General features: G+C 73.7%; 7 protein-coding genes. 2 read left to right on the top strand and 5 right to left on the bottom strand.

The features are described 5' to 3' along the window. From FNH09_RS43720 to FNH09_RS43735, 4 genes are all read right to left on the bottom strand, one after another. On the bottom strand, positions 1-502 hold a 502-nt coding region (locus FNH09_RS43720), incomplete at its 3' end, for an NAD(P)H-dependent flavin oxidoreductase (RefSeq protein ID WP_162469998.1). Next, a complete protein-coding gene (locus tag FNH09_RS43725) occupies positions 502-1269 on the bottom strand; it encodes a CoA-transferase (RefSeq protein WP_162469999.1) in 768 nt (255 codons plus the stop codon). The genes FNH09_RS43725 and FNH09_RS43720, both read right to left, overlap by 1 nt. Beyond that, complete coding sequence (locus FNH09_RS43730; RefSeq protein ID WP_162470000.1) at positions 1266-2147, bottom strand: CoA-transferase; 882 nt, start codon at positions 2145-2147, stop codon at positions 1266-1268. The genes FNH09_RS43725 and FNH09_RS43730 overlap by 4 nt, the downstream gene beginning before the upstream one ends. Then, the gene (locus FNH09_RS43735; protein WP_152895433.1) at positions 2140-2892 is read right to left on the bottom strand and encodes an enoyl-CoA hydratase family protein; all 753 of its coding nucleotides are present in this window, start codon (positions 2890-2892) and stop codon (positions 2140-2142) included. The genes FNH09_RS43730 and FNH09_RS43735 overlap by 8 nt, the downstream gene beginning before the upstream one ends. Positions 2893-2993: 101 nt before the next feature. Between FNH09_RS43735 and FNH09_RS43740 the strand changes: the two genes are divergently transcribed. Then, on the top strand, positions 2994-3827 hold the full coding sequence (locus FNH09_RS43740) for an SDR family oxidoreductase (protein WP_162470001.1): 834 nt from the start codon (positions 2994-2996) through the stop codon (positions 3825-3827). Then, positions 3824-4732, top strand: a complete 909-nt coding sequence (locus tag FNH09_RS43745; protein WP_152895434.1) for an SDR family oxidoreductase — start codon at positions 3824-3826, stop codon at positions 4730-4732. The genes FNH09_RS43740 and FNH09_RS43745 overlap by 4 nt, the downstream gene beginning before the upstream one ends. 133 nt (positions 4733-4865) lie before the next feature. Here the strand turns inward: FNH09_RS43745 and FNH09_RS43750 are convergent, their stop codons facing one another. Further along, the gene (locus FNH09_RS43750; protein ID WP_162470002.1) at positions 4866-5759 is read right to left on the bottom strand and encodes a hypothetical protein; all 894 of its coding nucleotides are present in this window, start codon (positions 5757-5759) and stop codon (positions 4866-4868) included. Positions 5760-5864: the final 105 nt, after the last annotated feature.

The raw sequence follows: 5864 nt of genomic DNA on the forward strand, positions 1-5864 counted from the left end.
CCGCCACCACCGGCAGGTCCACCGCGTCGACGACCTGCGGCAGCAGCACCGTCGTCGCCACCTCGCCGGTGTGGCCGCCGCCCTCACCGCCCTGCACCACCACCGCGTCCGCGCCCCACGCCGCCACCTTCTCGGCATGCCGGCGCGCGCCCACCGACGGGATGACCACCACGCCCGCCTCCTTCAGCTCGGCGATCAGCTCACGGGACGGGGCCAGGGCGAACGAGGCGACCCGCACCCCCTCCTCGACGATCATCCGCACCCGGTCGCCCGCGTCGGCCGCGTCCGCGCGCAGGTTCACCCCGAACGGCGCCTCCGTACGCGCGGCGACCTCGCGTATCGCCGCCCGCAGCTGGTCGAGGGTCATCGTCGCCGAGGCCAGCACCCCCAGCGCGCCCGCGTTCGCCGCCGCCGACACCAGCCGCGGGCCCGCCACCCACCCCATCCCCGTCTGCATGACCGGGTGCCGGACCCCGACCAGCCGGGTGAACGCCGTCTCCATCAGACCCCCGCCCGGTCCGGGACCTCCCGGTCGCGGGCGCCTGCCGGGTCGATCACCTCCCGGATCAGCCGCAGTTCCCCGGCCGTGGGCTCACGCGTCCGGGGCACCTCCGGCGGGACCACGAGGGCGAAACCGGTCGCCTCCCGCACCTGCTCGACGCTCACCCCCGGATGCAGCGACGCCAGCCGCATGGCGTGATCGGGCGTGGCGAAGTCGAGGACGCCGAGATCGGAGACGACCCGCGGGATCCGGTGGAAGCGTGCCGTGCCGGGGTGCCGGGCCGCACGGTCGTACCCCACCCCGCACACCATGTCGACCCGCTCCACGAAGACCCGCCGGGAGTGCTTCGGGATCCAGTAACTCGTCGGGTTGTTCAACGTGTTGACCGGAGCGCCCCGGACCCCGAGCAGCTGCCGCCGGGGTACGGCCCAGTCGCCGATGCACGCGATGTTCTGGTTGCCGAACCGGTCGATCTGGCTCGCGCCCATCATCACGTGCCGTCGGCCGCCGCCGACCAGCTCCAGGTGCTGACGGTAGGGCAGCCAGCCCTCGATCGTGCCGTCGGCGTCCACGAGCAGCGCCTCGCCGTCGGTCAGCAGCAGATCCGGCGCGAAGGTGAGCCGGGCGAGCCGGGCGCCCACGGACGGGATCACCCCGCCCATCGGGCTCGCCAGCACCTCGCCCGCGTCCCGCCAGGCCTCGGCGCAGGCGATCACGCAGTACTCGGCACGGGTGGGCGCGGCCGCGGCGCCGCCCGGAGCGCTCACGACGTCCCCTCCTCGCCCTGCCCACGCTCCTGTTCCCGCTGCCAGGCCCGCACGGCGGACCGGTAGGCGTGCTCGTCCCCGCCCAGGAACCGGTTCGCGAACTCCGGCCAGGGCGCGCCCGCGTACAGCCGCTGAAAGGCCTCGTCCCGGCCGTAGTCGGGCGCGCAGGACGTGAAGTGCGCGCCGTTCGGGGCCTCGACCACGCCCGTCACCGTGTGCCGCTTGATCAGCAGCGACTGCGGACCGGCGTCGGCCCCCTTCGTCAGCTCCGCGGTGTCCACGATCCGCTCGCACGAGACATACGCCCGGTCCGCCGCCGCGCAGAACAGGTCGTCGAAGTACGGGTCCGGACCCAGGTAGATGCCGTTGCCCCGCCGGTCCGCACGGTTGACGTGGACCAGCGCCGCGTCCAGCCGCAGGGCGGGCATCGCCACGAACGTCTCCCCGTCCTCGTAGGGGGAGTCGACGGTCCGCAGCTCCGGGTTGACCCGCATCACGTCCGAGCCGATACCCGCCCTGACCGGCAGGAACGGCAGCCGGTTCGCGGCCGCGCGCAGCCCCCACATGAACATCGCCTCGTCGACCTCCATCAGCTCGAAGGCCCCCCGCTCACGGGCCGCGCGGTAGTGCGGTTCGAGCGGGATCGAGTCCAGGGTGGTGAACGCGGCGACCAGCTTCCGGATCCGCCCGGCGGCGGCCAGCATGCCGACGTCCGGACCGCCGTACGAGACCACCGTGAGATCGCCGATGCCGGCCCGGAGCACCGCTCTCACCAGGGCCATCGGCTTGCGCCGGGAGCCCCAGCCGCCGATGCCGACGGTCATGCCGCTCGCCAGCGCGGAGACCGCCTCGTCGGCGGTCATCGTCTTGTCACCCACCCGACGTCCCCTCCTTCCCGAAGGTGTCCCGGATCCGGTCGGCCACCCCGCTGACGTCCGCCTCGAACGTGAAGCCCTGCTCGAAGCGGTAGCTGCGGCGCACGTCGACCGGATCGATGCCGTTGATTGCGGCCTTGGCCAGCCGCAGCAGTTCACCGTCCTTGGCGGCGATCTCCCGGGCCAGCTCCAGGGCGGCGGCGCCCAGTTCCTCGCTCGGCACCACCCGCCACACCGAGCCGTGGGCGTGCAGCTCGGCCGCGGTCGCCGTGCGCGAGGTGTAGTACAGCGCGCGCATCAGATGCGGGGGGACCAGCCGGGACAGGTGCGTGGCCGCGCCGAGGGCTCCCCGGTCGAGCTCGGGCAGTCCGAAGACGGCGTCGTCACCGGCCACGATCACGTCCGCGTTCCCCGCAAGGCCTATGCCGCCGCCCAGGCAGAAGCCCTGCACCGCCGCCACCACCGGGACCTCGCACTCGTACACCGCGGCGAAGGCCTCGAAGCAGCCGCGGTTGGCGCCGACGAGCGCGGGGCGCCCCTGGGCCTGTATCTCCTTGATGTCCACGCCCGCGTTGAAGCCGCGCCCCCGCGCGCCCAGCACCACGCACCGCACCTCCGGGTCGTGACCGGCCGCGCGCACCGCGTCGGCCAGGGCGAACCAGCCGGCCACCGGTACGGCGTTCACCGGGGGGAAGTCGACCGTGACCACGGAAATCCCCTTTTCCGGGGACGAGGTGGAGACACCCATCGGCGCATCAGCTACCTTTCCACCCAGCCGCTATTCCACCAAACATTTGTTAGGTGTGAGACTTCGAAGCTAGCAGCCGACGGATCTCGGCGGGAGGCCCTGTGGACAACTCGCACCCTGCGCACCCCGCGCACGCACCGCACCCCTCGCACCCCGCCCACTCCTCGCGCTCTTCGCCGCCGAGCGGCCGCACGGTCGTGGTGACCGGCGGCACACGGGGCGTGGGAGCGGGCATCGCCCGGGCGTTCGCGGCGGCCGGGGCACGGGTGGTGGCCTGCGCCCGCAGACCGCCGCCCGAAGAGCCCGCGGCAGGGGTGGAGTTCGTGCCGCTGGACCTGCGCGACCCGCCCGCCGTACGGGCCTTCTTCGACGCGCTGCCCCGGCTCGACGTCCTCGTCAACAACGCGGGCGGCGCGCCGTACCGGCTGCTGGCCGACGCGGACGCCGAGCGCCACGCGCGGGTCGTCGAGCTGAACCTGCTCGCCCCGCTGACCGCGTCGCTCGCCGCGTACGAGCACCTCAGACGGGCCCGGGGCGCCGTCGTGATGGTCGGCAGCGTCAGCGGCAGCCGCCCCTCGCCGGGCACGGCGGCCTACGGGGCGGCCAAGGCGGGGCTGGAGCACCTCGCCCGGTCCATGGCGGTGGAGTGGGCGCCGCACGTCCGCGTCAACACCCTCGTCGTCGGCATGGTCCGCACCGAGCTGTCCCATCTCCACTACGGCGGGGAGGAAGGCGTCGAGGCGGTCGCGCGCACCGTCCCGCTCGGACGGCTGGCCGTTCCCGACGACATCGGCGCGGCCGCCGTCTTCCTCGCCTCCGACGCCGCCGCGTACATCAGCGGGGCGAGCCTGCTCGTGCACGGGGGCGGGGAGCGGCCCGCCTTCCTGGACGCCGCCACAGCCGACCGGGACGGCCGAGGAAAGGGAACGGGATGAGCGGAATCTGCACGGGACGGGTCGTCGTCGTCACCGGTGCCGGACGGGGCCTCGGGCGGGCGCACGCACTCGCGTTCGCCGCCGAGGGAGCCCGGGTCGTCGTCAACGACCTGGGGGTCGGCCTGGACGGCACACCGGGTTCCGACAGCCCCGCGGACGGCGTCGTCGACGAGATCCGGGCGGTCGGCGGACACGCCGTCGCGCACGCCGGCGACATCGCCACGACCGAGGGCGCGGCATCGCTGATCCGGGTCGCGCTGGAGACGTACGGCAGGCTCGACACCCTCGTCAACAACGCGGGGTTCCTGCGGGACCGGATGCTGGTCAACCTCGACGAGAGCGACTGGGACGCGGTCGTCCGCGTCCACCTCAAGGGACACTTCCTGCCGCTGCGGCACGCGGCCGCGCACTGGCGCCAGGAGACCCGGGCCGGGCGCACCCCCGAGGCCAGGGTCGTCAACACCAGCAGCGGGGCCGGGTTGCTGGGATCGGTGGGACAGGGCAACTACAGCGCGGCGAAGGCCGGCATCCTCGCCCTGACGCTGGTCGCGGCGGCCGAACTGGGCCGCTACGGCGTCCAGGTCAACGCGATCGCGCCCGCGGCCCGCACGCGAATGACCCAGGAGACGTTCGCGCAGACCATGGCGGCACCGGAAACGGGCTTCGACGCGATGGCCCCCGAAAACGTCTCACCGCTGGTCGTCTGGCTGGGCTCGGCCGCCAGCGCCGGTGTCACCGGACGGGTCTTCGAGACCGAAGGAGGCCGGATCACCCTCATGGAGGGGTGGCGGCCCGGCCCCACCGCGGCCGGGGAGCAGCGCAGGCGGCCGGAGGAGGCGGGGGACGCCGTACGACATCTGATGAAGGAGGCCCAGCCACCGGGCGCGGTGTACGGAACCCGGTGAACCCACCGTCCGGGCCGGGTACGCCGTGACCCTCACCTGCCGCGGCGGCCGCAACCCGGTCCGGGCACGCCATGCCCCTGACCTGCCGCGGCACCCACCGTCCGGCCCGGATGCGCCGGGTACGCCGTGAGCCCTACGTGTCGCACTCCAGCACCGTCCGGCACAGCGCGCACCGCGCCCGCACCCGCCCCCGCACCGGCACCCTGATCCGCTGATGGCAGGTCGGGCACGGGAACGACACCCGAAGCGGACCCCGGCCGTCCGGCGTGAACGCGTACGCGGTGCCGGACCCGTCGGCCTGCCCCCGGTCCTGGGCGTGCCGACGGTCCCGGGCGTAACGCCGCCGGCCCGCCCAGCCCGCCGCCGTCAGCGGCGGCTGCTGCTCGTCCCGACGCGCCTGCGCCAGGCCCCGCGCGTACGCCTCGTACGCCTGCGCGCTGGTGAACCACGTCGACGGGTCCTCGCCGAACAGCAGCGCGCGCTTGGCCAGCACGTACCCGAACTCCTCCGGCGTGAGATAACCCAGCTTCTGCGAGGTCACCGCGTCCTCCCGGAACGCGTCGAGCAGCAGCCAGCCCGCGCCCAGATACGTCGTCGCCGTGTCCGTGAGGATCTCGTTGTCCCGTGTGCCGGGGAAGGACAGATCCAGCCGGTGCAGATACACGTGCATGATCTCGTGGGCCAGCGCCGCGCCGATGTCCCTGCGATGGGTACGGAACCGGTCGTTCAGCTCCACGAAGTACTCCGGACCCGCGGCGAGCTCGATGTGCGCCGCGTGCTCCATCTCCCGGAAGCCGACGATCATCCGGGCATCCGGCAGCCGGTAGTGCCGCACCAGCTCACGCGCCACGCGCTGGGTACCCAGATGAAGGTCGTCGGTGTCGCAGAACGCCACGTCGACCGGCGCCACACTCGTCGCGAACGTCTGGATCGTGTCGTACGACAGCCGCTTGTACAGCGCGGTGACCGCGGCCCGCACCGTCTCCAGATGTGGGTAGCCGTGCTCGACAGGTCCGCCGTTCGCCACGTCCGCACCCCCAAGACGCTGATCCCGCCTCCACTCTACGAGCCCGCGCGCGGAATTCCCCGTACCGGATGCCGGCCCCGGGCATCCCGGCCCCCGCCACCCGGC

It is taken from the genome of Streptomyces adustus, from assembly GCF_009377175.1.
GTDB classification, from domain to species: domain Bacteria; phylum Actinomycetota; class Actinomycetes; order Streptomycetales; family Streptomycetaceae; genus Streptomyces; species Streptomyces adustus.

Bases quoted from the DNA above. Each gene is read 5' to 3' on its own strand.
- FNH09_RS43735 (WP_152895433.1), bottom strand. From the start codon at position 2,892: ATGGGTGTCTCCACCTCGTCCCCGGAAAAGGGGATTTCCGTGGTCACG.
- FNH09_RS43745 (WP_152895434.1), top strand. From the start codon at position 3,824: ATGAGCGGAATCTGCACGGGACGGGTCGTCGTCGTCACCGGTGCCGGA.